This is a genomic window from Streptomyces sp. NPDC050743 (genome assembly GCF_044456925.1).
GTDB lineage: Bacteria > Actinomycetota > Actinomycetes > Streptomycetales > Streptomycetaceae > Streptomyces.
Window position 1 is genome coordinate 87,501 of sequence record NZ_JBITGJ010000002.1, and the last position, 23,599, is coordinate 111,099.

At 71.2% G+C, this 23,599-nt stretch carries 22 protein-coding genes and 3 pseudogenes; 14 read left to right on the forward strand and 11 right to left on the reverse strand.

Annotated features, from left to right (window positions below; translation table 11 throughout):
• Positions 1–155: 155 nt before the first annotated feature.
• Genes ectA through thpD form a run of 4 tightly spaced genes read left to right on the forward strand, consistent with a single transcriptional unit; the run spans position 156 to position 3,311 of the window.
• On the forward strand, positions 156–674 hold the full coding sequence (gene ectA / locus ACIBJF_RS02820) for a diaminobutyrate acetyltransferase (protein WP_399171868.1): 519 nt from the start codon (positions 156–158) through the stop codon (positions 672–674).
• Positions 675–687: 13 nt separating this feature from the next.
• The gene (gene ectB / locus ACIBJF_RS02825) at positions 688–1,959 is read left to right on the forward strand and encodes a diaminobutyrate--2-oxoglutarate transaminase (protein ID WP_351800938.1); all 1,272 of its coding nucleotides are present in this window, start codon (positions 688–690) and stop codon (positions 1,957–1,959) included.
• 47 nt (positions 1,960–2,006) lie between these two features.
• On the forward strand, positions 2,007–2,411 hold the full coding sequence (locus ACIBJF_RS02830) for an ectoine synthase (protein WP_356310542.1): 405 nt from the start codon (positions 2,007–2,009) through the stop codon (positions 2,409–2,411).
• A 6-nt stretch (positions 2,412–2,417) separates the two neighbouring features.
• Positions 2,418–3,311 (forward strand): ectoine hydroxylase, encoded by an 894-nt coding sequence (thpD, locus tag ACIBJF_RS02835; RefSeq protein WP_399171870.1) that lies wholly within the window; start codon positions 2,418–2,420, stop codon positions 3,309–3,311.
• Positions 3,312–3,376: 65 nt separating this feature from the next.
• Here the strand turns inward: thpD and ACIBJF_RS02840 are convergent, their stop codons facing one another.
• The 4 genes from ACIBJF_RS02840 to ACIBJF_RS02855 form a co-directional block, all read right to left on the reverse strand.
• Positions 3,377–4,438, reverse strand: coding sequence for an aminotransferase class V-fold PLP-dependent enzyme (locus tag ACIBJF_RS02840; protein ID WP_399171872.1), 1,062 nt, complete (start codon positions 4,436–4,438; stop codon positions 3,377–3,379).
• A gap of 95 nt (positions 4,439–4,533) precedes the next feature.
• Complete coding sequence (locus ACIBJF_RS02845; protein WP_399171873.1) at positions 4,534–5,262, reverse strand: DsbA family oxidoreductase; 729 nt, start codon at positions 5,260–5,262, stop codon at positions 4,534–4,536.
• A 75-nt stretch (positions 5,263–5,337) separates the two neighbouring features.
• Complete coding sequence (locus ACIBJF_RS02850) at positions 5,338–5,841, reverse strand: GNAT family N-acetyltransferase (protein WP_399171875.1); 504 nt, start codon at positions 5,839–5,841, stop codon at positions 5,338–5,340.
• Complete coding sequence (locus ACIBJF_RS02855) at positions 5,838–6,818, reverse strand: GlxA family transcriptional regulator (protein ID WP_399172123.1); 981 nt, start codon at positions 6,816–6,818, stop codon at positions 5,838–5,840. Before ACIBJF_RS02855 ends, ACIBJF_RS02850 begins: the two co-directional genes overlap by 4 nt.
• A gap of 70 nt (positions 6,819–6,888) precedes the next feature.
• On the opposite strand from ACIBJF_RS02855, the gene ACIBJF_RS02860 reads away from it, so the two are divergent.
• Positions 6,889–8,277 carry an MFS transporter gene (locus ACIBJF_RS02860; protein WP_399171876.1) on the forward strand — a complete coding sequence of 463 codons (1,389 nt, stop codon included), beginning with the start codon at positions 6,889–6,891 and terminating at the stop codon, positions 8,275–8,277.
• Here ACIBJF_RS02860 and ACIBJF_RS02865 read toward each other — a convergent pair.
• Positions 8,237–8,845, reverse strand: coding sequence for a DUF1349 domain-containing protein (locus ACIBJF_RS02865; RefSeq protein ID WP_351800924.1), 609 nt, complete (start codon positions 8,843–8,845; stop codon positions 8,237–8,239). The two genes, ACIBJF_RS02860 and ACIBJF_RS02865, sit on opposite strands and share 41 nt — an antisense overlap.
• Before the next feature lie 46 nt (positions 8,846–8,891).
• Positions 8,892–10,421, reverse strand: a complete 1,530-nt coding sequence (locus ACIBJF_RS02870; RefSeq protein ID WP_356310554.1) for an aldehyde dehydrogenase (NADP(+)) — start codon at positions 10,419–10,421, stop codon at positions 8,892–8,894.
• Positions 10,422–10,552: 131 nt separating this feature from the next.
• On the opposite strand from ACIBJF_RS02870, the gene ACIBJF_RS02875 reads away from it, so the two are divergent.
• From ACIBJF_RS02875 to ACIBJF_RS02900, 6 genes are all read left to right on the forward strand, one after another.
• Positions 10,553–11,323, forward strand: coding sequence for an IclR family transcriptional regulator (locus tag ACIBJF_RS02875; RefSeq protein WP_351800920.1), 771 nt, complete (start codon positions 10,553–10,555; stop codon positions 11,321–11,323).
• 49 nt (positions 11,324–11,372) lie between these two features.
• Positions 11,373–11,843 carry a GNAT family N-acetyltransferase gene (locus ACIBJF_RS02880; RefSeq protein ID WP_399171877.1) on the forward strand — a complete coding sequence of 157 codons (471 nt, stop codon included), beginning with the start codon at positions 11,373–11,375 and terminating at the stop codon, positions 11,841–11,843.
• Positions 11,844–11,921: 78 nt separating this feature from the next.
• Complete coding sequence (locus tag ACIBJF_RS02885) at positions 11,922–12,860, forward strand: hypothetical protein (protein WP_399171878.1); 939 nt, start codon at positions 11,922–11,924, stop codon at positions 12,858–12,860.
• Positions 12,861–12,865: 5 nt separating this feature from the next.
• Positions 12,866–14,098, forward strand: a complete 1,233-nt coding sequence (locus ACIBJF_RS02890) for a sensor histidine kinase (RefSeq protein WP_399172124.1) — start codon at positions 12,866–12,868, stop codon at positions 14,096–14,098.
• Positions 14,099–14,115: 17 nt separating this feature from the next.
• Complete coding sequence (locus ACIBJF_RS02895) at positions 14,116–14,775, forward strand: response regulator (protein ID WP_399171879.1); 660 nt, start codon at positions 14,116–14,118, stop codon at positions 14,773–14,775.
• A 54-nt stretch (positions 14,776–14,829) separates the two neighbouring features.
• Positions 14,830–16,284, forward strand: a complete 1,455-nt coding sequence (locus tag ACIBJF_RS02900) for a peptidoglycan D,D-transpeptidase FtsI family protein (protein ID WP_399171880.1) — start codon at positions 14,830–14,832, stop codon at positions 16,282–16,284.
• Between the two features lie 7 nt (positions 16,285–16,291).
• On the opposite strand, the gene ACIBJF_RS02905 is transcribed toward ACIBJF_RS02900, so the two are convergent.
• On the reverse strand, positions 16,292–17,743 hold the full coding sequence (locus ACIBJF_RS02905; protein ID WP_399171881.1) for an NCS2 family permease: 1,452 nt from the start codon (positions 17,741–17,743) through the stop codon (positions 16,292–16,294).
• A gap of 267 nt (positions 17,744–18,010) precedes the next feature.
• Between ACIBJF_RS02905 and ACIBJF_RS02910 the strand changes: the two are divergent.
• Positions 18,011–19,048: pseudogene (locus ACIBJF_RS02910) on the forward strand (glycoside hydrolase family 43 protein); the annotation flags it as partial.
• Between the two features lie 10 nt (positions 19,049–19,058).
• On the opposite strand, the gene ACIBJF_RS02915 reads toward ACIBJF_RS02910, so the two are convergent.
• A complete protein-coding gene (locus tag ACIBJF_RS02915; protein WP_399171882.1) occupies positions 19,059–19,856 on the reverse strand; it encodes an HAD family acid phosphatase in 798 nt (265 codons plus the stop codon).
• A gap of 156 nt (positions 19,857–20,012) precedes the next feature.
• Here ACIBJF_RS02915 and ACIBJF_RS02920 point away from each other — a divergent pair, with 156 nt between their 5' ends.
• Positions 20,013–20,372: a hypothetical protein gene (locus ACIBJF_RS02920; protein ID WP_399171883.1), complete on the forward strand. Its 360-nt coding sequence runs from the start codon at positions 20,013–20,015 to the stop codon at positions 20,370–20,372.
• A gap of 69 nt (positions 20,373–20,441) precedes the next feature.
• Positions 20,442–20,924, forward strand: coding sequence for a hypothetical protein (locus ACIBJF_RS02925; RefSeq protein ID WP_399171884.1), 483 nt, complete (start codon positions 20,442–20,444; stop codon positions 20,922–20,924).
• A gap of 151 nt (positions 20,925–21,075) precedes the next feature.
• On the opposite strand, the pseudogene ACIBJF_RS02930 reads toward ACIBJF_RS02925, so the two are convergent.
• From ACIBJF_RS02930 to araD, 3 genes and pseudogenes are all read right to left on the reverse strand, one after another.
• Positions 21,076–21,375, reverse strand: a pseudogene (locus ACIBJF_RS02930) (pectin esterase); the annotation flags it as partial.
• Positions 21,376–21,768 (reverse strand): annotated as a pseudogene (locus ACIBJF_RS02935) (carbohydrate ABC transporter permease); the annotation flags it as partial.
• A 117-nt stretch (positions 21,769–21,885) separates the two neighbouring features.
• On the reverse strand, positions 21,886–23,598 hold the full coding sequence (araD, locus tag ACIBJF_RS02940; protein WP_399171885.1) for an L-arabinonate dehydratase: 1,713 nt from the start codon (positions 23,596–23,598) through the stop codon (positions 21,886–21,888).
• Position 23,599 lies beyond the last annotated feature (1 nt).

The following is a 23,599-nucleotide window of genomic DNA, read 5'->3' on the forward strand; positions in this document are numbered from 1 at the left end:
GTTTTTTGACGGTTTCAAGCATGTGACGCACTCCACAATGCGGTAACTTTGTCCCGATTTAACGCAGGTCAATCCGGGCATTTCAACAGACCCTCTGTGCGGCGCAGTGAGAGTGGCCGTGCATTTCCTAATTCACCTCGCTAAATTCGTGCCGCATGACTGCCGCACCCGCAGACCTGCTCATCGATCAGCCGGCGGTGACCGACGGAGCCGCGCTCTGGCGTCTCGCCAAGGACTCGAAAACCCTCGACCTGAACTCCTCGTACAGCTATCTGCTGTGGTGCCGGGACTTCGCCGGCACCTCGGCGGTGGCGCGTGGTGCGGACGGGGAGCCGGTCGGTTTCGTCACCGGCTATGTGCGGCCGGAGCGCCCCCGCACGCTGCTCGTCTGGCAGGTGGCCGTCGACTCCGCCCACCGCGGTCTCGGTGTCGCCGCCGCGCTGCTGGACGGGCTGATCGCACGGCTCACCGCCGAGCGCGGCATCACCGACGTGGAGACCACCATCACTCCCGGCAACACCGCCTCCGAGCGGCTGTTCACCTCGTTCGCCGCCCGGCACGGGGCGTCCCTGGAGCGTGCGGTGCTGTTCCCCGCCGAGCTGTTCCCGGACGGCCCGCACGACCCCGAAGTCCTCTACCGCATCGGCCCGTTGACCGACACGACCGCCCACTGAGGAGCGATTCACCGTGACCATCACCCAGCCCGACCTCAGCGTCTTCGAGACACTCGAGTCCGAGGTGCGCAGCTACTGCCGCGGCTGGCCCACGGTCTTCGACCGCGCGCAGGGCAGCCGGATGTTCGACGAGGACGGTCATGCCTACCTCGACTTCTTCGCCGGTGCCGGCTCACTCAACTACGGCCACAACAACCCGGTGCTCAAACGGGCGTTGATCGACTATCTGTCGCGGGACGGGGTCACCCACGGCCTGGACATGTCGACCACGGCCAAGCGGTCCTTCCTGCAGACCTTCCAGGACCTGGTGCTGCGCCCGCGCGATCTGCCGTACAAGGTCATGTTCCCGGGCCCGACCGGCACCAACGCCGTGGAGTCGGCGCTGAAGCTGGCCCGGAAGGTGAAGGGGCGCGAGGCGATCGTGTCGTTCACCAACGCCTTCCACGGGATGTCGCTGGGCTCGCTCGCGGTGACCGGCAACGCCTTCAAACGGGCCGGCGCCGGGATCCCGCTGGTGCACGGCACGCCGATGCCGTTCGACAACTACTTCGACGGCACGGTCCCGGACTTCCTGTGGTTCGAGCGGCTGCTGGAGGACCAGGGCTCCGGCCTCAACAAGCCCGCCGCCGTGATCGTGGAGACCGTGCAGGGCGAGGGCGGCATCAATGTCGCCCGGCCCGAATGGCTGCGCGCGCTGAAGGAGTTGTGCGAACGGCAGGACATGCTGCTGATCGTCGACGACATCCAGATGGGCTGTGGCCGCACCGGCGCCTTCTTCTCCTTCGAGGAGGCGGGGATCACGCCCGACATCGTCACGGTGTCCAAGTCGATCAGCGGCTACGGGCTGCCGATGTCGCTGTGCCTGTTCAAGCCGGAGCTGGACGTCTGGGAGCCGGGCGAGCACAACGGCACCTTCCGGGGCAACAACCCCGCGTTCGTCACCGCCACCGCGGCGCTGGAGACGTACTGGACCGACGGCTCTGCCATGGAGAAGCAGACCCGCGCCCGTGGCGAGCAGGTCGAGCAGGCGCTGATCGCCATCACCGAGGAGAACCTCGCCGATGTGAAGGAGTACCGCGGGCGCGGCCTGGTGTGGGGCATGGAGTTCCACGACAAGGACCGGGCCTCGCGGATCGCGCGGCGGGCCTTCGAGCTCGGGCTGCTCATCGAGACGTCCGGCCCCGAGGGCGAGGTGGTCAAACTGCTGCCCGCGCTCACCGTCACCTCCGACGAGCTGGACGAGGGCCTGAGCATCCTGGCCCGCGCCGTCCGCGAAACCGTCTGACCGACCCCTCTGATCGACCCTCTGATCAACCGGAGAGAGAACACACCGTGATCGTCCGATCGTTCAAGGACATCGAAGGCACCGACCGGCACATCAAGTCGAAGTCCGGCACGTGGGAGAGCAAGCGGATCGTCCTCGCCAAGGAGCGGGTCGGCTTCTCCCTGCACGAGACCATCCTGTACGCCGGCACCGAGACGTCGATGTGGTACGCCAACCACATCGAGGCCGTCGTCTGCACCCAGGGCGAGGCCGAACTCACCGACCACGAGGCCGGGACGACGTACACCATCACGCCCGGCACCATGTACCTCCTCGACGGGCACGAGCGGCACACGCTGCGCGTCAAGGAGGACTTCCACTGCATCTGCGTGTTCAATCCGCCGGTGACCGGGCGGGAGGACCACGACGAGAACGGCGTCTACCCGCTGCTCACCGAGCCCGAGGAGGTGTGAGAACCCATGACCACCGCACCCGTGAAGGATCTCTACCCGACCCGCGGCACCACCGAGGTGACCGTCCCGCGCCAGGACCCGGTCGTCTGGGGCTCGCCCGGCACCCCGGGCCCGATCCCCGCGGCCGACCTGCAGGGGTACGAGCGTGACGGCTTCCTCGCCATCGAGGAGCTGATCACCCCGGACGAGGTCGCGGTCTACAAGCGTGAGCTGGACCGGCTGGTCACCGACCCGGCGATCCGCGCCGACGAGCGCTCCATCGTGGAGCCGAAGTCCAAGGAGATCCGCTCGGTCTTCGAGGTGCACAGGATCAGCGAGGTGTTCGCGAACCTGGTGCGCGACGAGCGGGTGGTCGGCCGCGCCCGGCAGATCCTCGGGTCGGACGTCTACGTCCACCAGTCCCGGATCAACGTCAAGCCCGGCTTCGGCGCGAGCGGCTTCTACTGGCACTCGGACTTCGAGACCTGGCACGCCGAGGACGGTCTGCCGAACATGCGCACCGTGTCCGTCTCGATCGCGCTGACCGAGAACCACGACACCAACGGCGGCCTGATGATCATGCCGGGCTCGCACCGGACGTTCCTGGGCTGCGCCGGCGCCACGCCCAAGGATAACTACAAGAAGTCGCTGCAGATGCAGGACGCGGGCACGCCCTCCGACGAGGCGCTGACCGCGCTGGCGGGCGAGCACGGCATCCGGCTGTTCACCGGCAAGGCCGGCTCGGCCACCTGGTTCGACTGCAACTGCATGCACGGCTCGGGCGACAACATCACGCCGTTCCCGCGCAGCAACGTGTTCATCGTGTTCAACAGCGTGGAGAACACGGCGGTCGAGCCGTTCGCGGCCCCGGTGCGGCGGCCCGAGTTCATCGGGGCGCGGGACTTCACCCCGGTGAAGTAGCCCCCTTCCGGCACCGGGCCGGGGCCTCCTCGTGTGGGACGGGGGGCTCCGGCCCGGTTACGTCGTCAGCCGGCCAGGACGTCCAGCAGGCGGTCCACGTCCGCTTCCGTGTTGTAGAGGTGGAAGGACGCGCGCAGGTTGCCGGCGCGGTTGGAGACCTCGATGCCCGCGCGGCTCAACTCCCCTTGGCGCGCGCCCAGTCCGGGCACGGAGACGATGGCCGAGCCGGGTGCGGGCAGCGGTTCGTGACCGAGTGAGACGAGCCCGGCGCGGAACCGGTCGGCCAGCGCCAGGTCGTGCGCCTGTACGACGGCCACGCCCAGCTCCTCGATCAGGGCCAGCGACCGCGCCACCCCGGTGTAGGTGAACAGGGCCGGGCTGACGTCGAACCGCCGGGCGGAGTGGGCGAGTTCGGTCACCGGGCCGTAGCAGCTGTTCCACGGTTCCTCGGCCGCGACCCAGCCCGCCAGCAGCGGGGACAGCCCGCCGAAGTCCTCGGGGACGACGAGGAAGGCCGCCCCGTGCGGGCCGAGCAGCCACTTGAAGGTCGTCGCGACGGTGAAGTCGTGGGCGTCCGCCTCCAGCGGCAGCCAGCCGGCGGCCTGGGAGAAGTCGATGTAGGTGCGCGCACCGTGCGCCCGGGCCGCCGCGCGCAGGGCGGGCAGGTCGGCGATCCGTCCGTCGGCGGACTGCGCGGCGCTGACCGCGACCAGTGCGGTGCCCGGCCGGATCGACTCGGCGAGCCGTTCCAGCGGGACCGCGCGCACCTTGAGGTCGCCGCGCACATGGAACGGGTTCAGTACGGAGGTGAAGTCGTCCTCCGCGGTGAGCACTTCGGCGCCCGCGGGGAGCGAGGCGGCGATCAGCCCGGTCTGGGCGGAGACCGACGGGCCCGCCGCCACCCGGGTGACCGGCACCCCGGCCAGCCGGGCGAACGCGGCCCGGGCGGCCTCGACGTCGTCGAACAGCGGATCCAGCGGACGGCCCTCGGCCCGGATGGCGACCGCCTCGTGCAGCGCGGCGGCCGTACGGGCCGGGAGCAGGCCGCTGCTCGCGGTGTTCAGGTAGGTGTTCTTCGGGGCGAACTCGGCGCGGACGAGGCTCTCGAACGTCTCCGTGGTCTCCATGGGTCCACTCTGCGGCCCCGTGAAGTCCCCGTCCATTGCGAATTTTTACGTGGATCCGCTTAGGCCTTCTTATACGTCCGCCCCGACCTGCGGTTTCAGCCCTGCTGCGGCACGGCGCACCCGCCGGGCCCGCAGGCCGCCCCGTCCCCCTGGTCCCCCTGCTCGACCAGCTTCAGCGGGGAGCGCTCGCCCCAGGCCTGGCTGAGCGCCTGGGTGAAGACCTCGGCGGGCTGGGCGCCGGAGACTCCGTACTTCCGGTCGAGGACGAAGAAGGGCACGCCGCTCGCGCCGAGCTCGGCGGCCTCGCGCTCGTCGGCGCGGACCTCGTCGGCGTAGCGGGAGGGGTCGGCGAGCACCGCGCGGACGGCCTCGGCGTCGAGACCGGCCTCCACGGCCAGCTCGGCGAGCCGCTCGTCGCCCTCGGTGAACACGGACCGCTCCTCGGCGAAGTTCGCCCGGTACAGGATCTGGATCAGCTCGTCCTGCCTGCCCTGCTCCTTGGCGAAGTGCAGCAGCCGGTGCATGTCGAAGGTGTTGCCGTGGTCGCGGCCCCGGGTGCGGTAGTCCAGGCCCTCGGCGGCGGCCTGCGCGCCGAGGTTGTCCTCGCCGGCCTGGGCCTGGGCCTCGCTCATGCCGTACTTCCTGGTCAGCATGGTGATCACCGGCTGGACGTCGCCCTTGGCGCGGCCCGGGTCCAGCTCGAAGGAGCGGTGCACGACCTCGACGTCGTCGCGGTGCGGGAAGGCGGCGAGCGCCTTCTCGAAGCGGGCCTTGCCCACATAGCACCAGGGGCAGGCGATGTCGCTCCAGATCTCGACGCGCATGTCTTCGGCCTTCTTCGGGTCGTACGGGCACGGAGGCTCTCTCCGCCCGGTACGTGAACGTTCAAACAGCCGGCCTCATTCCCGGGGCACGGAGAAGCGCAGGACGAGGTGGTGGTCGCCCTCGGCCGGCGGGTTCTCCGGATCCGGGACCCAGCCCTGGCGGGCGTAGAAGGCCTGGGCGCGCCGGTTGTCCACGTGGACGTCGAGGACCGCCGTGCGCTTGCCGTCGGCGCGCCACTCCTCCACGCAGGCGGCGTGCAGGGCCCCGCCGATGCCGGAACGCCAGTGGCCGGGGTCGACATGGAACTGGAACAGCTTGACCGTTTCCGCGGGGGCGCCGTCCGGGGTGCGGAAGGAGGCGACGGCGACGATCCGGCCCTGTGCGACGGCGCACAGCACATGGCCGTCGGGGCGCTCGACGGAACCGCGCCAGGCCTCGGTCCAGTCGACGTCGGCCTGCGGGACACCCTCCGGGTAGTACGTCGAACGGGCCCGGAAGTGCAGCTCGGCGATGACCTCGGCCTCGGCGGGGAGGGCGGTGCGGATCACCGGACCGGCCGTCACACGTTGACTGATCACGCAACGAATGACGTGACCGCGCCGGACCCGGTTCCGAGGCGGCTGAACTGGGCCCGGTACGCGCTCGGTGTGAGGCCGGTGCGGCGCACCACGTGGGTGCGCAGGGAGTCGGCGGTGCCGAGGCCGCAGGCCGCGGCCACCTGGTCCATGGGCAGCGTGGTGGTCTCCAGCAGTTCCCTGGCCCGCTCGATGCGCTGGTGGAGGAGCCACTGCAGGGGGCTGACGCCGGTCTCCGCGTGGAACCGGCGGGTGAGCGTGCGTACCGAGACCCCGGCGTGCCGGGCCAGGTCGGTCAGGGTGAGCGGCTTGTCGAGGTTGCGCATGGCCCAGCCGCGGGTGTCGGCGCACGCGGTGCCGCGCTCGGGCGGCAGCGGGGTGTGGGTGAACTGGGTCTGGCCGCCGGGGCGGACCGGGGCGACCAGGGCGAGGCGGGCGACCTCGTTGGCGACGGCGGCGCCGTAGTCGGTGCGGATGATGTGCAGGCACAGGTCGATGCCGGCGGCGTAGCCGGAGGAGGTGACGTAGGGCCCGTCCTGGACGTACAGGACGTCGCCCTGGAGTTGCACCTGCGGGTACCGTCTGCGCAGCTCGTCGGCGTGCGCCCAGTACGTGGTGGCCTTGCGGCCGTGCAGCAGGCCCGCCTCGGCGAGCTGGAAGGCGCCGGTGCAGATGGAGGCGATCCGCTTGCCGTCGGCGGCGGCCGCACGGACGGCCGCCACGATCCGGGGCTCCGGCTCGAACGGGGCGCCGGTGCCCGCGACGACCACCGTGTCCGCCTCGCACACGGCGTCGAGCCCGTGGCGTACGTGCAGGTCGAGACCGCCGGTGGTGGGGACCGGGCCCGGGTCCGCGGCGCAGACGAACACCTGGTAGCCCGGTCGGCCGTCCACCTCCACCTTGCCGAACAGCATCTCGGGGATGGCGAGGTTGAACATCGACACCGGTGAGGGCGCGATGACGGCGACGCGGTGCGGCATGGCCAGAACCTCCGGGTGCATGGCATTCAGGCCACTACTGTACGACGCCGGCGATCCGCAGCATGGGAGCATGTCAACGAACCAGATGCCCGGGGTCCGACAACTCGGCTCCGAGGAAGGTGACTTGGAGCCCGCAGGGTCCTCCGCCGCGCTCACCCTCACCGCCGCCCTGCTCGGCTTCGCGCTGATCTGTCTCGACGCGTCCGTGGTCAATGTGGCCCTGCCCGCGATCGGCTCCTCCCTGGGCGGCGGGATGTCCGGCCTGCAGTGGGTGGTGGACGCCTACACGTTGGCGTTCGCGGCGCTGATGCTGTCGACCGGGGCCTTCTCCGACCGGGCCGGGGCGAGCCGGGCGTTCGCCCTCGGCACCGCGGTGTTCACGCTCGCCTCGGCGGCCTGCGGACTGGCGCCGAGTCTGCCGGCCCTCATCGGCGCGCGGGTGGTCCAGGGTGCCGCGGCGGCGGTGGTGCTCCCGGCGTCGCTGGCGCTGGTGCGGCAGGCGTACCGGGAACCGGCGCGGCGGACCCGCGCGGTGGCGGCCTGGGCGGCGGGCGGTTCGCTCGCCGTGGCCCTCGGCCCGGTGGCGGGCGGTGCGCTGACCACCGTCTGGGACTGGCGTGGCATCTTCTTCGTCAACCTGCCGGTGGGGGCCGCGATCCTGGCCCTGCTCGTCCGTGCCCCGCGCTCGCGGCCCCGCCCGGCACCGCTGGATCTGCCCGGCCAGCTGACGGCGGTGGCGGCCCTGGTGTCCCTGACCTTCGCGGTGATCGAGGGCGGGACGGCGGGCTGGGCGGCACTGGCGGTGGCCGTCCTCGCGGGCGCGGCGTTTCTGCGCGTCGAGGCGCGCCGGCCCCACCCGGTGGTGCCCCTCGGCCTGTTCCGCGACCGGACCGTGGCGACGGCGGTCGCGGCGGGCTCCGCGGTCAGTGTGGCGTTCTACAGCATGGTGTTCGTCTTCTCGCTCTTCTTCCAGCAGGTCCAGGGCCACTCCGCGCTGTCCGCCGGGCTGATGTTCCTGCCGATGACGGGCCTGATCGCGGTGACGAACGTGGTGGCGGGCAAGCTCGCGGGCCGCTACGGCGCCCGGCTGCCGATGCTCGTGGGGCAGCCGATCGCCGTCGCCGGCCTGCTCCTGCTGCTGTACGTCGACGCCGGCACGCCCCCGGCCCTGGTGTCGGTGCTGCTGGTGCCGCTGGCGCTGGGCTGCGCGCTGACGGTGCCGCCGCTGACCGCCGCGATGATGGACGCCGTACCCGCCGAACGGGCGGGCCTTGCCGCCGGGGTGCTCAACTCGGCCCGTCAGGTGGCCGGCGGCCTGGGCATCGCGGTGTTCGGGGCGCTGCTCGGCCACGGCTTCCAGGCCGGCATGCGCTGGAGCCTGGCCGTCAGCGCGGCCCTGCTCACGGTGACGTTCGCGCTCAGCTTCCGTCTCGCAGGTCGCTCGGCCAGGACGTCCTGAACTCCAGGTGGTCGTAGGTGACCACGCAGCCCTCCCCCAGCGGCGACTGGGTCATGAAGCCGACCAGCGCCTCACCGGTCTCCTTCTCGTCGCCGAGGGTGAACAGCCGGACGAAGGTCCAGCGCTCGCCGTCCCGGGAGGCGTGGAAGGCCAGGGCCCGCCCGGTCCTGCTGACCCGCAGCCAGACCGAACTCCCCTCCACCGTGAAGGAGTTCGCGTCGTCGGAGTGTCCCCGGGTGACCACCGTGCAGACGGTGGGCACGTCCGGGGAGTACTCCAGGCAGAGCTTGGCCCAGGCCCGGTCGCCGACGTGGACGTAGAGCACGCCCGCGTCGAAGGACGCGTTGAACCCGACGGTGACCCGGGCGATCAGCTGGAAGTCCCCTTCCGGCGCCCCCAGCAGCCGGGGCGCGTCCGAGGCCGGGTCCAGGGCCTCCCCGGTGGGCGTGACGAACCGGTCCTGCCGGGGGCCGGCCCAGCCGGTGAGCACACCGTCCTCGTACGACCAGTGCCCGTCGGGCCCGTAGGTGCGGAGAGGGAAGGGGAGTTCGGGGAGTTCCACGTCCATGGTCCGATCGTCTCAGCTGTCCGGGCGGTAAGGTCCGGGTTCTCGGCTACCGCTCCAGAACGCCGTTGAACCTCCGGGGAAGCCCCAGCGGGTTCTCGTCCTTCAACTCGGCCGGCAGCAGGGCCGACGGCGCGTTCTGGTACGCGACCGGCCGCAGCCACCGCTCGATGGCCGTGCCGCCGACAGAGGTGGACGTCGAGGTCGTCGCGGGGTAAGGCCCTCCGTGATGCTGGGCCGGCGCCACCGCGACGCCCGTCGGCCACGCGTTGACCACCACACGCCCGGCCAGCGGAGTCAGCTCGGTGAGGAGCTCCGCACCGCGCCCCTCCCCCGCCGCCTCCTCGGCGGACAGCTGCACCGTCGCCGTCAGGTTGCCCGGCAGCCGGGACAGCACCGCCGCCGCCTCACCCTCGTCCTCGTAGCGGACCACCACGGTGACCGGCCCGAAGCACTCCTCCAGGAGCCGGTCGTAGGCCCCCTCCCCGGCCAGCCTATTCGCCGGCACCGTGAGGAACCCGGCGCTGACCGTGTGCTCGCCGCCCGCGCCCGGGGTGACCGGGGAGTCCACCTCGGGGAGCTCGGCACGCTCGGCCACCCCGGCGATGAAGTTGTCCCGCATCCGGTGGTCGAGCAGCACCCCCGCCTCGGTGTTGCTCACCGCGGCCGTCAGGGCCTTGACCAGGCCGTCGCCCGCCGCGCCGGACGGCACGAGCACCAGACCGGGCTTCACGCAGAACTGCCCGACCCCCAGCGTCATCGACCCGGCGAGCCCGGTGCCGATCTCCTCGGCGCGCTCGGCTGCGGCGGCCTCGGTCACCAGGACCGGGTTCAGCGAGCCCAGCTCACCGTGGAACGGGATCGGCACCGGTCGGGCGGCGGCCGCGTCGAAGAGGGCGCGCCCGCCCCGCACCGAGCCGGTGAAGCCGGCCGCGGCGACCAGGGGGTGCTTGATCAGTTCGACGCCCGCCTCGAAGCCGTGCACCAGGCCGATGACGCCCTCGGGGATGCCGTGCTCGGCGGCGGCCCGGCGCAGCACCTTGGCGACCAGCTCGGACAGGGCCGGGTGGTCGGGGTGGGCCTTGACCACGACCGGGCAGCCCGCGGCGAGCGCGCTCGCGGTGTCGCCGCCGGCGACGGAGAAGGCGAAGGGGAAGTTGGAGGCGGAGTAGACGGCGACGACGCCGAGCGGCACCTTGTAGCGGCGAAGGTCCGGGATGGGCGGGGTCGCCGTGTCGTCGGGGTGGTTGATGACGACGTCGAGGAAGGCGCCCTCGTCGACGATGCCGGCGAAGGCCCGCAGCTGGTAGCTGGTGCGGGCGAGTTCGCCGGTCAGCCGGACCGGGCCGAGGGCGGTCTCGGCGTCGGCGGTCTCGACCAGGCCGTCCTTGGCCGCGTCCAGGCCCGCGGCGGCCGAGCGCAGGAAGGCGGAGCGCACCGCGCGGTCGGCGAGGGCCCCGCGCGCGGCGTGGGCCGCCCTGACCGCCGTGTCCACCTCCTGGGCTGTGGCCTCCACCGCAACCTGTTCACGCTGCTTCCCGGTACGCGGGTCGACACTCCAGACTGGTGCTGCTGCCACCGCGGGTCCCTCCAGTAAGGCCGCAAGAACTAGGGTCACCGATCAGCCGCGTTCGATATACTGAACACTGTCTCCGATGATGAATATGCTGCTCGGAGACTATTTCCCGGCGATTGAAGGGGTCAAGGGCGATGTCGGCTGGCGAGACAGGCGGGGCCCAGGTCAAGTCCGCGGTGCGGACCGTTGAATTGCTCGAGTACTTCGCCGGCAAGCCCGGCATGCACTCCCTCGCGGCCGTACAGGAGGCCGTGGGGTACCCCAAGTCCAGCCTGTACATGCTGCTGCGCACGCTCGTGGAGCTCGGCTGGGTGGAGACCGACGCGACGGGCACGCGATACGGCATCGGGGTGCGGGCGCTGCTGGTCGGCACCTCGTACATCGACGGCGACGAGGTGGTGGCCGCGGCCCGGCCGACCCTGGACCGGCTCTCCGACGACACCACGGAGACCATCCACCTGGCCCGGCTCGACGGCACCAACGTCGTCTATCTGGCCACCCGCCAGTCCCAGCACTACCTGCGCCCCTTCACCCGGGTCGGGCGCCGGCTGCCGGCCCACTCCACCTCCCTCGGCAAGGCGATCCTCGCCACGTACACCGACGAACAGGTGCGCAAGCTGCTGCCGGAGACGCTGCCCGCGCTCACCGAGAACACCCTCACCGACCGGGAGAAGCTCATCGAGGAGCTGCACCAGGTGCGGGAGCAGGGTTTCGCGGTCGACCGCGAGGAGAACACCCTCGGCCTGCGCTGCTTCGGCGTGGCGATCCCCTACCGCACCCCGGCCCGGGACGCGATCAGCTGCTCGGTGCCGGTGGCCCGGCTGACCCCGGCCCACGAGCAGATGATCAGGGACGCGCTGTTCGACGCCCGCGACCGGCTGACGCTGGCGACCCGCAGGCTCTGAGGCGCACGGTCGTGGGCTTGGCGCCCGGGCCGTCGTAGGCTCGGGCACCATGGAGATCGCGCTGCGGGCCGTCGAGGACGGCGACCTGCCGGTGTTCCACCGGCAGATGACCGACCCGGAGGCCGTCCGGATGGCCGCGTTCGGACCGGAGGACCCGTACGACCCGGAGGCCTTCGCGGCCTACTGGCAGCGCGTGCGCGACTCCGCCCACGTGCTGCGCGCGGTCCTGGCCGACGGCGAGGTGGCCGGTAACGCGGCGGTCTACGGAGTGGCCGGCGAGCGCGAGGTGACCTACTGGATCGACCGGGCCCACTGGGGCCGCGGTATCGCCACCGCGGCGCTGCGGGCCCTGCTCGCCGAGGTGCCCGAACGTCCGCTGTACGCGCGGGCGGCGGCCGACAACACCGCGTCGCTGCGGGTGCTGGACAAGTGCGGCTTCCGCGAGACGGCCCGGGCCCAGGGGTACGCGAACGGGCGCGGCAAGGAGATCGAGGAGGTCGTGCTCGTCCTGCGGGACTGAGCGCCTCCCCCGTGCGGCGGAGACGGATCGTCGGGGCGCAGGAGGTGAACACCCCGGGCCGCGCGGGAGCGTGGGGCCATGACGACCTCAACGGCCCCTGTTCCCCTGGGTGTCTGCGCCCGGCGGCGCTTCCTCCGGCTCGCCGCCATCGCGGCCTGTCTGCCGTATCTCTCCCTCAAGCTCGCCTGGATCGCCGGAAGCCACCTCGGCATCCCGGACGGCAGCCCGCTGCTGAAGCACCGGCTGCCCCTGGCGCTCGCCAACGGTCTCACCGTGCTGATGGACACGGCCGTCGTCGTCCTGGCGCTGCTGCTGACCCGGCCGTGGGGGCGGCGCGTGCCCGCCTGGCTGCTCGTGGTGCCGATGTGGCTCGCCGTGGGACTCATCGCCCCGATCATGGTGGGCTTCCCGCTGCAACTCGTCCTGCACGGCGGCGGTGGCGGCCACAGCGACGGCCGGCCCTTCCTGGCCGACTGGGTGTTCGGGGTGGTGTACGGCGGGTTCATCGTGCAGGGACTGGCGCTGGGCGCGCTGTTCACCGGGTACGCCCGCGAGCGCTGGGGGCATCTGTGGCGGGGGCCGGTACGGGAGCTGCGGGCCGGAGGCGCCGGGCGGGCGCAGCGGCGGACGGCCGTGGCGGCGGCGCTGCTCGCGCTGTTCCCGGGCGCGGTGCGGTTTCTGCGCGGCTGCGGGGCGATCGGGCTCGACGGCGAGGGGGACCGGTCCATGGAGTTCGTCTACGTCCTCTTCCTCGCCGCCGCCGTCATCGGTGCCTGGCAGCTCGCCTTCCGCAGGGGCGGTACGCTGCCCGTCGCCGTGCCGCTCGCGCCGGCCTGGATCGGCTCCGGCGCGGTGGCCTGCTGGGGCGGATGGATGTCGCTGGCGGTGCTGGTGACGGGCGACGAGCTGGCACCGCCGACCGCCCTCACCTACGCTGGGCAGGTGATCACCGGCTTGCTCGTGGCGAGCGTCATCGCCCGCTTCCTCAGGGACCGGTCCGCCAAGGCCCTCAAGTGACAAGGATGTTGGGGCTGCTCGTCGGCGGACGGGCGCGGCGCCGCTGGATCCACCTGATCCTGGGCGGCGCCCTCGCCATGCCGTACGTCCTCGTCGGCTCGGTGATCGTCGGGCCGGTCACGGGCGTGGACGACGTCTTCCAGTCCCTGCCCCTCCAACTCGGCTCGTTCGCCGTCGGGTTGCCGATCGCGGCCGTCACCTCGCTGTTCCCGCTGACCCGGCCGCTGGAGTCGGCGGCGGTGCGAGCCCTGTGCGGGATCGACGCGGACCTGCTCGCCCACGGCCCGGCCCGGACGCGCGCCGAACGGACCCGCACGGCCGCCTGGTTCACGCTGCACCTGGGCTTCGGCGGGATCGTCGCCGGGATGTCACTGGCCGTGCCGCCCTTCGCGGTGGTGCTGATCGTCCTGCCGCTGTTCGCCGGGCTGCGCCACTCCCCGCTCGCCCTGCCCGAAGTCCTCGACCACTCCTGGGCGCTGGCGCTCTCCCCCGTCGCCGGCCTGGCCGCGCTGCTCGCGCTCGCCGCCTGCGCCGCCGGCTGCGCAGCCCTGCTGGCCCGCTGGGCGCCCGCGCTGCTCGGGCCCACCCCCGAGGACCGGCTGGCCGCCGCCGAGGCCCGCGCCGCCGACCTCGCCGTACGCAACCGGCTCGCCCGCGAGCTGCACGACTGCGTCGGCCACGCCCTGAGCGCCGTCACCCTCCAGGCGAGCGCGGCCCGCCGGCTCCTCGACACCGACCCGGAGTTCGTCCGCGAGGCGCTCGCCGCCATCGAGGAGACCACCCGGCGCACGGTCGGCGAACTCGACGCCGTGCTCGGCGTGCTGCGGGACGGAGACGCGCCGGGCACCGGGCCCGCGCCGACCCTGGAGAGCGACCTGGACGGGCTGCTGCGCCGCACCCGGGCCGCCGGGCAGCCCGTGACGGCCACCCTCGGCACCGACCCCGCCGCGCTGCCGCCGCTGGTCTCCCGGGAGGCGTACCGGATCGTGCAGGAGGGACTGAGCAACGCGCTGAAACACGCCGGCACGGCCGTCGCCGTCCGTATCGCCACCGCCGCCGGTCATCTGGAGATCACCGTCGAGAACCCGCTGGGCGCCGCCCCGGCTGCCCGCCCCGGCGGCGGCCACGGGCTGCGGGGCATCGCCGACCGGGTGCGGCTGCTCGGCGGCACGGTGCGGGCGGGACCGTCGGGAGACACCTGGCGGCTGTCCGTACGGCTGCCGTTGAAGGCCACGTGACCGTCGAAAGGACTCGTATGCCCCAGCCCGCGATCCGGATCGTCCTCGCCGACGACGAGCGCATGGTCCGCACCGCCCTGCGCGCCATCCTCTCGGTCGAGCCCGATGTGGAGGTGGTCGGTGAGGCGGCCACCGGTGCCGAGGCCGTGTCCGTCGTCCGGGAGCTGCGGCCCGATGTCGTCCTCATGGACGTGCGCATGCCTCAGATCGACGGCATCCAGGCCACCGAGCAGATCCTCGCCACGCTCGACGAGCCGCCTCGGGTCGTGGTCGTCACCACCTTCGAGAACGACTCCTACGTGTACGACGCGCTGCGCGCCGGAGCGTCCGGGTTCCTGCTCAAGCGGGCGGACGCCGACGCCCTCGTGCAGGCGGTGCGGCTGGTCGCGCGCACCGACAGCCTGCTGTTCCCGTCGGCCGTCCGGGCCCTCGCGGCCGAGCACGCCCGCACGGCGCCCGCGCCGCCCGCGTGGGTGAGCAAGCTCACCGGACGCGAGCGCGAGGTACTGCGGCACCTGGCCGACGGGCTGACCAACGCCGAGATCGCCCGGCGCCTGGACGTCGGCCCCGCCACCGTGAAGTCGCACGTCGCGGCGGTGCTGGCCAAGACGGGCGCCCGCGACCGCACCCAGGCGGTGATCGCCGCGTACGAGGCCGGTTTCCTGAGCGCGAGATGAGAAAACGGGGCGTACGGGAACGATCGACCCCCTCCCGATCGTCTTCGGGGCGGGATGAACAAGACGATCAGGCGGGCGTCCGTCTTCACGCTGCTGCTCGTGCTCGCTCTGCTGGTCAGGGCGACCTGGGTGCAGTTCTACGACGGCAAGGCCCTCGCCGACGACAACGACAACCGGCGGAACGCGATCCGGACGTACTCGCAGCCGCTCGGCAACATCATCGTGGCCGGAAACGCGATCACCGGTTCCACCCGGACCAAGGGGAGCGACCTCGCGTACAAGCGGACGTACACGGACGGCAGGCTCTACGCGCCGGTGACGGGCTACGCCTCGCAGGCCTATGCCCCCACCCAGCTGGAGGGCATCTACAAGGACCTGCTCAACGGCACGGACACCCGGCTGAAGAACGTGCTGGACACGCTCACCGGAAAGCGCGCCGACCCGGGTGACGTGCTCACCACGATCGACCCGGACGTGCAGAAGGCGGCCTACCGCGCGCTCGGCGGCACGAAGGGCGGGGCCGTCGCGATCGACCCGAAGACGGGCAGGATCCTCGCAGCCGTGTCCACGCCGTCGTACGACCCCGACGCGCTCACCGACGCCAACACGGCCGGGTCCGCGTGGAAGCGGCTCAACGCGGACAAGGACAAGCCGCTCACCAACCGCGCGCTGCGCCAGCCGCTGCCGCCCGGCTCGACGTTCAAGCTGGTCGTGGCGGCGGCCGCGCTGGAGGACGGACTGTACGGGAACGTGGACGAGCGGACCGACAGCCCGGACCCGTACACCCCGCCGGGCACGACGCACGTCCTGGTGAACGAGAACAGGTCGGCGCCGTGCAAGAACGCCTCCATCCGCGTCGCCCTGCAGTACTCCTGCAACAACGTCTTCGGTCACATGGCCGTCCAGCTCGGCCAGGACAAGGTGAAGGCGATGGCCGAGAAGTTCGGCTTCAACGACGACAAGCAGGACGTGCCGGTGCGGGCCTACGCCAGCGTGTACCCCTCCGGCATGGACCAGCCGCAGACCGCGTACTCCGGCATCGGCCAGTTCGACGTCACCGCGACCCCGCTGCAGATGGCCATGGTGTCCGCGGCCATAGCCAACGGCGGCAAGCTGGTCTCGCCGCATATGGTGTCGCAGATCACCGACAGTGGCGGTGATGTGTTGCAGAACTACGACGACAGCGCGGACACCAAGGAGATCGTCAGCTCCTCCACCGCCGAGCAGCTCCAGTCGGCCATGGAGACGGTGGTCAAGGACGGCACCGGCACGAACGCCCTGATCGACGGCGCCACCGTCGGCGGCAAGACCGGCACCGCCCAGCACGGCGAGAACAACAGCAAGACGCCGTACGCCTGGTTCACGTCCTTCGCCAAGTCCGACACCAACGGCAAGGAAGTGGCCGTCGCCGTGATGGTGGAGCAGTCGGACGCGGCGAGGTCGGAGGTCAGCGGCAACGGTCTGGCGGCGCCGGTGGCCAAGGCGATGATGGAGGCGGCGTTGAAGTAGGCCCCCCTTACTTCACCCCGAGAATCTGCTCGACGGGGTCGATGGCGAAGTACACGAGGAACAGCGCCGACACGGCCCACAGCAGCCAGTTGACCTCCCTGGCCTTGCCCAGCACCGTCTTGATGACGACGTAGGACAGGAAACCGGCCCCGATCCCGTCGGTGATGGAGTAGGTGAACGGCATCGCCGCGATGGTGAGGAACGCCGGGATGGCGATCTCGTACCGGTCCCAGTCGATGTGCTTGACGTGGGTCATCATCAGGAAGCCCACCGCGATCAGCGCGGGCGCCGCCGCCTGGAGCGGGACGATGGTGAGCAGCGGGGTGAGGAAGAGGGCGAGGCCGAACAGGCCGCCGGTGACGAGGTTGGCGAGGCCGGTGCGGGCGCCCTCGCCGACGCCGGCCGCGGACTCGATGTAGGCGGTGTTGGAGGAGGCGGAGCCGATGCCGCCGACGGCGGCCGCGGCGCCGTCGATGAACAGCACCCGTCCGATGCCGGGCACCTGGCCCCGCTCGTCGAGCAGTCCGGCCTCCGCGCTGATGCCGACGATCGTGCCCATGGCGTCGAAGAAGTCGGACAGGATCAGGGTGAAGACCAGCAGGACGGCGGTGAGCACGCCGGCCTTGGCGAAGCCGCCGAACAGGCTGAAGTGACCGATGAGCCCGAAGTCCGGTGCGGCGACGAGCTTGTCGGGGACCTTGGGCGTGGTCAGGCCCCAGCTCTTGATGTCGGCGACGGCGTTGATGATGATCGCGACGATCGTCATCGTCACGATGCTGATGAGGATCGCGCCCTTCACCTTGCGGGCGATGAGGGCGATGGTCAGCAGCACACCGAGGCAGAAGACGAGCACGGGCCAGCCGGTGAGGCGTCCGACGGCGCCCAGTTGCACGGGCACGGTGGTGTGCGCGGCGTCCGGCATGCGGCTGACGAACCCGGCGTCGACGAAGCCGATGAACGCGATGAACAGGCCGATGCCGACGCCGATGGCCTGCTTCAGCTGCTGCGGGATCGCGTTCATGATGGCCTCCCGCAGTCCGGTGAGGACCAGCAGGCAGATGATCAGGCCCTCCAGGACCACCAGGCCCATCGCGTCGGGCCAGCTCATCAGCGGGGCCAACTGGAAGGCGACGACGGCGTTGAGGCCGAGGCCGGCGGCGATGGCGAGCGGGAGGTTGCCGCCGACGCCCATGACGATCGTCATCACGCACGCCACCAGCGCGGTGGCGGTGACGAGTTGGCCGGTGCCGAGGGTGTGCCCGAACTTGTCCTTGGCGCTGCCCAGGATGATCGGATTCAGGACGAGGATGTAGGCCATGGTGAAGAACGTGGCGAAGCCGCCGCGTATCTCCCGGCCGAACGTGGATCCCCGCTCGGAGATCCTGAAGTACCGGTCGACGCCGTTCCGGGCGGGTGGCCCGGCGTACGGCCGCTGGTCCACCGTCTGCGTCTCGGACATGGTCCAACTCCTCGTTGCCTGGTGAGCGGTGTGCGGATGCTGGCTGGATTGTTCCCCCGTCCAACCCGTTTCAGGTTTTCCCCGTGTTACGGAATTTCGGTCCGGCCCCGCACCCGGATCCGCAGCGCCGGTGCGCTCTCGTGAAAACAGCCGAAACTTTCGGTCGCCCAAGTCGCCCGCGCATCGATTGACGCCCTGTCCCCCGCTGGCCACACTCCGAGAACGCACAGCCCTCAACAGAAACCCTCACGATCCCCCAGGACTGTCATGCGTCGTCTCAGAGCTCTGCTGGTCCCCCTGTTCACGCTGCTCCTGACCCTGCCGGCCGCCCCACCGGGCTCGGACCACACCCCGCGCACCCGGTACGCCGGTTACCTCTTCGTCTACTTCACCGGCGAGGGCACGGCCGACGGCGAGCAGATCCGCTACGCCCTCAGCCAGGGCAACGACCCGCTGCACTGGCGGGAGTTGAACGCGGGCAGGCCGGTGCTGACGTCGACCATCGGGGAGAAGGGGCTGCGCGATCCGTTCGTGATCCGCTCCCCCGAGGGTGACAAGTTCTACCTGATCGCCACCGACCTCAGGATGTACCAGAACAGCAGCGGCAGCTGGGACTACGTCCAGCGGCACGGCAGCAGGTCCGTCATGATCTGGGAGTCCGCCGACCTGGTGCACTGGACCGACCAGCGGCTGGTGAAGGTGGCACCGGACAACGCGGGCAACACCTGGGCGCCGGAGGCCTACTGGGACGACCGGCTGCACGAGTACGTCGTCTTCTGGGCGTCGAAGCTGTACGCCGCCGACGACCCCGACCACACCGGCTCGACGTACAACCGCATGCTGTACGCGACCACCAAGGACTTCCGCGCCTTCGGCGCGCCGAAGGTCTGGGACGACCCCGGCCACTCGGTGATCGACTCGACGGTCATCAAGGACAAGGGCACGTACTACCGCTTCACCAAGGACGAGCGGGACCCGGGCTCCGGCTCACCGTGCTCGAAGTTCATCACCGCCGAGAAGTCGCGGGACCTGACCGACACGTCGTACGGCTTCGTCGCCGACTGCATCGGCAGCGGTGCCGTCCAGCGCGGCGAGGGCCCGACCGTGTTCCGGTCCAACACCGAGAAGAAGTGGTACCTGTTCATCGACGAGTACGGCCTGCGCGGTTACGTCCCCTTCGAGACGACGGACCTCGCCTCGGGCGCGTGGACCCCGTCCACGGACTACGCGCTCCCGGCCGGCCCCCGCCACGGCACGGTGCGGCCGGTGACGGGGGCCGAGTACGAGCGGCTGCTCAGGACGTACGGTCAGGACCTCAGCTGACGAAGTACGTCGGGTTCGGCAGCTTGTAGGTACGGTCGGCGTAGCCGCCGTCGAGGTCCGAGTACTGGTCGCCGAAGTTGGCGATGATCTCGTACCCCAGGTCGTCCTCGATGTGCTTGCGCGTCCCGGACTTGTACTGCACGGTCGTGCAGTTCCAGGCGTTCGGGGTGGCGCAGTCGCCCAGGTAGGCCGGCGGGTTGGCCTTGTCCTTGAGGAACATGTGGTCGGCGTCGAGGTTCACATCGGCGCCGATCTTCTTCAGGTTCTCGACGGCGGCGGTGCGCTGGGCCTCGCTCAGACCGGAGTTGTAGAAGACCTCGACGCCCTGGGACTCGGCGTACCGCACCAGCTCGGGGCTGCCGAAGACGGCCGGGCGGTCGGCGCGGTTCACGTAGTCGTTCCACGTGGTGGGGTTGTACGTGTAGTTGTAGCGCTTCTCGTAGTCGAGGCTGAGCAGCAGCGTGTCGTCGATGTCGAAGACGACGGCCGGCTTCTCGCCGTGGTGGTGCGCCTTGCGGGCCGCCTTGTCGATGTAGCGCTTGGCGTCGGCGTCGATGTCGGCCAGGTCCTGGGCGTACGGGCTGTCCGGGGAGGCCTGATAGACGCCGTTGCCGTCGGCGTGGGTGCCGTAGTAGGTGTCGATGTCCTTCACCAACTGCCCGATGTTGTAGGGCTCGTGGGTGGAGTTCGCCGTCGACTGCCCGGCGGTGGCCGCGCCCGCGCCGTACAGCGCGACACCGGCGAGAGCACAGGCGGCACCGGCGGCGACGACTCTGTGGGACTTCCGCATGGATTCTCCGGATCTGGTGGGATGAGAGTGATGTACCAGGTCGGGGACTATCTACGCGCATAACACCCCGCGCTGCGAGGCCTGTTATCCGATCGATACACTATTCTCCGTGATCGCTGCACGCCCCGCGCTGCTCCGACGGCAGCCCCTCGTCTCATGACGACCGAGCGTCTCCCCGCGCCGAGTCGGCGGCTCCTCACCAAGCTCCTCGCGGCCGGGTTCCCGGGCGCGGCCGAGCTCAGGGACCAGGTGGCAGAGGCCCGCGTCGCGGGGCACTGGGGTGCCGCGTCGCCGAGCGTGGACCTGGCCGTGCCGTCGCGGGTCCCGGCGGCACCGGTCGAGGACGGCCTCCTTCCGGTCGTCGGCACGGTGCGGGACGGCTCCGGGGAGCTCGTCGGCGAGTTGCTCGTCTGGGTGAGCGGAGGAAGGCTGTCCGCACTCGAGTTCACCTGGTACGGCGACGCCGCTCCGGCGGAGCTGCCGGGGCCCGGGCTTGTCACCGTGACCGTCGAGTGAGGCGGCGATGACGCCGGGCCCGGACGGCGCTCCCGACTGCCCGGACCTCGACCGGAGAGGACCGAGGACGTGAAATTCGTCAAGGCCCTTTGGCAGGACCACGGTTTCCACGTCGATCCGACGGCCTACCTCGCCGAGCTGCCGCGCCTGCGCGGAGTCCTCCCCCCGGGGGCTTGGGCGTTCGCGTCCGATCCGGGGCACTACGACATCCCCGGCGCCGTCCGCTGTGTGAAGGACCTGGAGCTGGCCGGGATCCATCCGGCCACCGACAAGAGCGGGCGGCTGGTGCTGGAGTTCGCGCCGAACCGGTTCAAGCACGACTCGGGGCTGCTCGTCAGCTACTCGGGCGTGCGGCACTTCTCCGTCGACTACCACCGTGCGATCGACTGGATGCGGGTCGACACCGTGCTGCTCGACGAGATCCTCCCGGACGAGGAAGCCGGCGAGGACGGTGTCGAGGCCGGCGGCTGTGTGCACGAGATCGCGCTCACCGACGCGTCGATCACCGTCCGGTGCCAGGATCTCCACGCGGAGTGGGGCGCCGGCAGCTGACGCCGGCGGCCAGTTCGCCGTCGCGCCGACCGCCGTGCTCCCCGTCGTCAGTCCACCCGGGCCCTCCACCCGGGCCCGGTGACGGCGTCCGGGGTGCCGGGAGCCGTCGCGCCATCGACGAGGAAGCCGGGGAGCGTGCGTCTGCACAGCGTCAGCACTCCTCCCACGGCGCCCAGTCCCCCAGATAGGCCTCCCGGGTCGCCGACTCGGCCTGCTCGTCGGTGAGCTGGGGGCGGTTCTCCGGGACGGTGACGACCGCCCCGGGACCGGTGTCGCGGTACTCGGCGAACCGCTGCCGCTGCCAGGGGTAGGCGTCCGACATGTTCGTGTAGGGGGCGGCCGCGTCGATGCCGGGGCCCAGCCAGGTGTCGCGGACGGTGAGCATCGGGCGGGAGGTGGGGTCGGAGCCGGGCACCCAGGGGCGGGCCAGCTTGTAGTACGCGTCCGGGGCTGCCCACGGGGAGAGGACCAGGGCCCGGCCCAGCGCCCGCCCGGCGAAGGTCTGGTTGACGATGAGCGCCAGCGCCAGGCCGAGCAGCAGCTGCAACCCGACCTCGGCCACGACCCACTTGGCGCTGAAGGTCAGCGTGTCCCAGAACTGGGGGTCGTGGGCGAAGATCTGCGTGAAGTTGTCGAGGCCCGCGAAGCCGTTCCGCCACGGCTTGGTCGGGTTGTAGTTCTGCAGGCTGTAGCAGAAGACGCTGAGCACCGGGTAGGCGATGAAGCCCAGCATCAGCAGGGCCGCCGGGGCGATCAGCAGGTACGGCAGCCTGCGCGGCGTCGCGGAGGCATGCCGCCGCCGGGGTGGCGCGGGCGGTTTCGCCACGGCTGCGGCTTGGGCCATGACTGATCTCCGGTCGCAGTGGGACAATTACAGTGGGTGTGGGAAGCGCTTGCTATGTACACGTGAGTCAAGCGCTTCACCTCTCTGGATGCGGGGTCGGCTCTCTGCTGTGCTCGGTCAGCCGGCGTACGGGTCCGGCACGTGGCCCGGCCGGGCCAGGAACTCGAAGTCGCAGCCGGTGTCGGCCTGCGTGATCTGTCCGTTGTAGAGGACGCCGTAGCCGCGCTGGTAACGGGCGGGCGGCGGCGTCCACGCGGCGCGCCGGCGCTCCAGCTCCGCGTCGTCCACGTGGAGATGGAGGCTGCGGGCCTCGACGTCCAGGGTGATGAGGTCACCGGTGCGCACGAGCGCCAGGGGTCCGCCGACGTACGACTCCGGGGCCACGTGCAGCACGCAGGCGCCGTAACTCGTACCGCTCATCCGGGCGTCGGAGATCCGGACCATGTCCCGTACGCCCTGCTTGAGCAGGCGGTCGGGGATGGGGAGCATGCCGTACTCGGGCATGCCGGGGCCGCCCTTGGGACCGGCGTTGCGGAGCACCAGCACGCTGTCCGCGGTGATGCCGAGCGCGGGATCGTTGATGGTGCGCTGCATGGTCTTGTAGTCGTCGAAGACGACCGCGGGGCCGGTGTGCTCGAGCAGGTGCCGCTCGGCGGCGATGTGCTTGATGACCGCGCCGTCCGGGCAGAGGTTGCCGCGCAGAACCGCGACCCCGCCCTCGCTCGCGACCGGGTTGTCGCGGGGGCGGATGACGTCGTCGTGGTGCACCTGGGCGCCCTGGAGCTGCTCGCGCAGGGTGTCGTGCGACACCGTCGGCCGGTCCAGGTGGAGCAGGTCGGTGATCCGGGACAGGAAGCCGGGCAGGCCGCCCGCGAAGTGGAAGTCCTCCATCAGGTACTTGCGGCCGCCGGGGCGGACGTTGGCGAGGACGGGCACGGTCCGGGCGATGCGGTCGAAGTCGTCGAGGGTGAGCTTCACCCCGGCGCGGCCGGCCATGGCGATCAGGTGGATCACGGCGTTGGTGGAGCCTCCGAGGCCCAGCACCGTCGTGACCGCGTCCTCGAACGCCTCGCGCGTGAGGATCCGCGACAGCCTCCGGTCCTTGCGTACCAGCTCCACGGCCGTCATCCCGGCCTTGGCGGCCATCCGGTCGTGCCCGGAGTCGACGGCGGGAATGCTCGACGCGCCCGGCACGGTCACGCCGAGGGCCTCGGCGGCGGCGGTCAGCGTGGACGCCGTCCCCATGGTCATGCAGTGCCCCGGGGAGCGCGCGAGCCCGCTCTCCAGCTCGCTCGTCTCGCAGTCGCCGATGAGACCGGCCCGCTTGTCGTCCCAGTACTTCCACATGTCCGTACCGGACCCGAGCACCTCGCCGCGCCAGTGCCCCGGCAGCATGGGCCCGGCGGGCACGAAGAGGGCGGGCAGATCGGCGCTGGCCGCGCCCATCAGCAGCGCGGGCGTGGACTTGTCGCAGCCGCCCATCAGCACGGCCCCGTCGACCGGATAGGAGCGCAGCAGCTCCTCGGTCTCCATCGCCAGCAGGTTCCGGTAGAGCATGGGCGTCGGCTTCTGGAAGGTCTCGCTCAGCGTCGAGACCGGGAACTCCAGCGGAAAGCCGCCGGCCTGCCACACCCCCCGCTTCACGGCCTGGGCGCGGTCCCGCAGGTGCACATGGCAGGGGTTGATGTCGGACCAGGTGTTGAGCACGGCGATCACGGGCTTGCCCAAGTGCTCCTCGGGCAGATACCCGAGCTGCCGGGTCCGGGCCCGGTGACTGAACGACCGCAGCCCGTCGGTCCCGTACCACTGATGGCTTCTCAGCGTCTTCACA

Excerpts from the sequence above, each read along its gene's own strand:
- ectA (WP_399171868.1), top strand. The coding sequence starts at position 156 with ATGACTGCCGCACCCGCAGACCTGCTCATCGATCAGCCGGCGGTGACC.
- thpD (WP_399171870.1), top strand. The coding sequence starts at position 2,418 with ATGACCACCGCACCCGTGAAGGATCTCTACCCGACCCGCGGCACCACC.
- ACIBJF_RS02840 (WP_399171872.1), bottom strand. The coding sequence starts at position 4,438 with ATGGAGACCACGGAGACGTTCGAGAGCCTCGTCCGCGCCGAGTTCGCC.
- ACIBJF_RS02845 (WP_399171873.1), bottom strand. The coding sequence starts at position 5,262 with ATGCGCGTCGAGATCTGGAGCGACATCGCCTGCCCCTGGTGCTATGTG.
- ACIBJF_RS02855 (WP_399172123.1), bottom strand. The coding sequence starts at position 6,818 with ATGCCGCACCGCGTCGCCGTCATCGCGCCCTCACCGGTGTCGATGTTC.
- ACIBJF_RS02860 (WP_399171876.1), top strand. The coding sequence starts at position 6,889 with ATGTCAACGAACCAGATGCCCGGGGTCCGACAACTCGGCTCCGAGGAA.
- ACIBJF_RS02865 (WP_351800924.1), bottom strand. The coding sequence starts at position 8,845 with ATGGACGTGGAACTCCCCGAACTCCCCTTCCCTCTCCGCACCTACGGG.
- ACIBJF_RS02875 (WP_351800920.1), top strand. The coding sequence starts at position 10,553 with ATGTCGGCTGGCGAGACAGGCGGGGCCCAGGTCAAGTCCGCGGTGCGG.
- ACIBJF_RS02880 (WP_399171877.1), top strand. The coding sequence starts at position 11,373 with ATGGAGATCGCGCTGCGGGCCGTCGAGGACGGCGACCTGCCGGTGTTC.
- ACIBJF_RS02885 (WP_399171878.1), top strand. The coding sequence starts at position 11,922 with ATGACGACCTCAACGGCCCCTGTTCCCCTGGGTGTCTGCGCCCGGCGG.
- ACIBJF_RS02890 (WP_399172124.1), top strand. The coding sequence starts at position 12,866 with ATGTTGGGGCTGCTCGTCGGCGGACGGGCGCGGCGCCGCTGGATCCAC.
- ACIBJF_RS02895 (WP_399171879.1), top strand. The coding sequence starts at position 14,116 with ATGCCCCAGCCCGCGATCCGGATCGTCCTCGCCGACGACGAGCGCATG.
- ACIBJF_RS02900 (WP_399171880.1), top strand. The coding sequence starts at position 14,830 with ATGAACAAGACGATCAGGCGGGCGTCCGTCTTCACGCTGCTGCTCGTG.
- ACIBJF_RS02905 (WP_399171881.1), bottom strand. The coding sequence starts at position 17,743 with ATGTCCGAGACGCAGACGGTGGACCAGCGGCCGTACGCCGGGCCACCC.
- ACIBJF_RS02915 (WP_399171882.1), bottom strand. The coding sequence starts at position 19,856 with ATGCGGAAGTCCCACAGAGTCGTCGCCGCCGGTGCCGCCTGTGCTCTC.
- ACIBJF_RS02920 (WP_399171883.1), top strand. The coding sequence starts at position 20,013 with ATGACGACCGAGCGTCTCCCCGCGCCGAGTCGGCGGCTCCTCACCAAG.